Source organism: Polynucleobacter sp. 39-46-10 (assembly GCF_002282275.1).
In genome coordinates, this window is the sequence record NZ_NCJB01000349.1 from 1 (window position 1) to 2,282 (window position 2,282).

The window sequence follows — 2,282 nt, forward strand, 5'->3', positions numbered from 1 at the left end:
TTGGCGGCCTCATCAAAGGGGATGCCCTCCAAAATATGGTCAACCGTGAAGTGCAAAATAAGTCGATCGAGCAAATGCGCATTCCATTGGGAATTGTGGCAACTGAATTGCAGTCAGGCAAAGGTATTTTGTTTCGCTCTGGCAATACAGGTCTAGCAGTGCGCGCCTCATGCAGTGTCCCGGGAGTCTTCCAGCCTGCCGTCATTAGCGGTAAAGAATATGTTGATGGCGGTTTAGTCGCACCAGTTCCAGCAAGCTATGCAAGACAGATGGGTGCAACCCTGGTAATTGCAGTCAATATCTCCTCCGAGCCAGTTCATCAAGATGCAAGCGGAACCTTTGGCATCATGCAACAGACTATATCCATCATGCAGCGAAGTATTAATCAGTACGAACTCAAAAGCGCTGATATTGTGATCACGCCTCACCTCAAGCAAATGAATAGCGGTGATTTCAAATCCAGAAATGCAGCAATCCTCGCAGGAGAGGAGGCCGCCCAAGAGCAGATGGCTGCCTTGAAAGAAAAACTTCGATCCTAGCCCTAGGGCTAACTTCCCAAGAAGGGGTGATTGATTTAGGATTCGGTGCAATTGTTTATGAAATCCACCACCACTCTTCTTAAATTATTGATCGCAATATCCATTGCAACTCAAGCGCATTACGCCCATGCTCAGGCAGGAGGCCAATTTACAGTCGCAGCCAACAACTATCTCAAAAAGCGTACTGATGCTTTCATGACAATCACGGGCTACTCACTAACCCCAGATGTCACCACCGGATCACTCTCAATTACCGATAAAGGCGGAGAAAATCAAAACTTACAAATGATTTCTCTTGGGGGTGGAGACCGTATCAGCGCCAACTTTCCACTCTATCTTGAGGGCACGATTGCCTTTAACCGATATAACCCAACGTTTACCGATGGTATAGGCAATACGAACATTACGGTACCGGTCAATTGGAATGGCATTACTGGAACTGGTGGCGTTGGCTGGGACTTCCCACTAACGGATCAGCTTCGCATTCGCCCGATTGCCAACATCATGTTGGGCCACGTAGAAAGCGACCTCTCGATTGCTGGTCGCATCATAGAAAATAAAACAGGGGTAGACCTACAGTTCTTAAATGGAGGTCGTATGAATGCATATGGCCTTGGTGGCTCACTTATGTTGGACTATGAGGATTACAAGCCCGAACGAGAATACGATGCAGAATTACGCTACACCAATATTGCGCTCAATACTTTTGATAGCTCCGCTGCCGTTCAAGGATCTGCAGACTCTCAAAGTTTAGGATTGTGGGCTCGAGCCAGATACCCCACACCACTTACCGTTTTAGAAAGGCCACTACGAGCCGTCTTTGAGGTGGCACATACTGAGTTTCTTGGTCAGCTCCGCGGAGCTCTTGGTTTTGATTCACTCTCCTCTGTGGGTACCGGAGTAGAGATTGATCGCAGCGCTTCAGACCCCATGTTTAGCAGGGTGCGATTGGTGTTTCGGTATCAATTTGGACAGAACGTCCGAGGAACTTCAATTGGCCTAGCGGCAAGCTTCTAAAGCAGAAAATTAGAGGCTACGAGATTTGCGTTTGAGTTTGTTCACTTCATTCAACAACTCTTGACGCTCGGCATCACCCAAGTTATCACTACCATCCAAACGGCGCGCACCATCAAAGCGCTTATCCCAATAGAGACTACCAAGATCATCTACACGCACACTAGTGCCCTTCGATGGGGAGTGGATAAATTTATTGTCGCCAACATAAATGCCGACATGAGAGAAAGTTAAGCGCATGGTGTTGAAGAACACCAAATCACCAGGCTGCAATTCTTCACGAGTAATTGGCTTACCTACGCGACTCATTTGAGTAGATTTACGAGGCAATAAAAAACCTAGTTTGTCCTTAAAAACATATCCGACAAAACTACTTCCATCTAAACCGGATTGTGGTAACTCTGTATCCCAGCGATAACGCACTCCAATCACTTCCATGGCGCGATTAATCAGCTCATCTGATTTAACGGTAACCGAATCTGCCAAGCGATCTGACGCACGAACAAAGTAAGACTTACCCACCTGAAACATGTTTTGCTTAGGAGTCTCTTTGGGTACCTCTACAGGCGCTTCTTTAGATGCATCCAATGCAGTATCTACTGCCAACACGGGATGCGCAGCAAATGCGAACACAACTAGCGCGGCCATCGACGCTTGCTTAAGCAAGGTTGGCAAGAGGTCTTTTTTAAGTGACATCAATCCATTCTAACAAAGAAGAGCTATTTCACC

At 46.9% G+C, this 2,282-nt stretch carries 3 protein-coding genes; 2 read left to right on the forward strand and 1 reads right to left on the reverse strand.

Features of this window, described 5'->3' with window-relative positions; genetic code table 11:
• Both B7X71_RS15490 and B7X71_RS15495 read left to right on the forward strand, forming a co-directional pair.
• The coding region (locus B7X71_RS15490) for a patatin-like phospholipase family protein (RefSeq protein ID WP_293601364.1) at nt 1-539 on the forward strand (539 nt) is incomplete at its 5' end.
• Between the two features lie 57 nt (nt 540-596).
• Nucleotides 597-1,556, forward strand: a complete 960-nt coding sequence (locus B7X71_RS15495; RefSeq protein ID WP_293598164.1) for a hypothetical protein — start codon at nt 597-599, stop codon at nt 1,554-1,556.
• Between the two features lie 9 nt (nt 1,557-1,565).
• On the opposite strand, the gene B7X71_RS15500 is transcribed toward B7X71_RS15495, so the two are convergent.
• Nucleotides 1,566-2,249 carry a C40 family peptidase gene (locus tag B7X71_RS15500; RefSeq protein ID WP_293598163.1) on the reverse strand — a complete coding sequence of 228 codons (684 nt, stop codon included), beginning with the start codon at nt 2,247-2,249 and terminating at the stop codon, nt 1,566-1,568.
• Nucleotides 2,250-2,282: the final 33 nt, after the last annotated feature.

Coding starts and splice junctions, on each gene's coding strand:
- B7X71_RS15495 (WP_293598164.1), top strand. CDS start 597: ATGAAATCCACCACCACTCTTCTTAAATTATTGATCGCAATATCCATT.
- B7X71_RS15500 (WP_293598163.1), bottom strand. CDS start 2,249: ATGTCACTTAAAAAAGACCTCTTGCCAACCTTGCTTAAGCAAGCGTCG.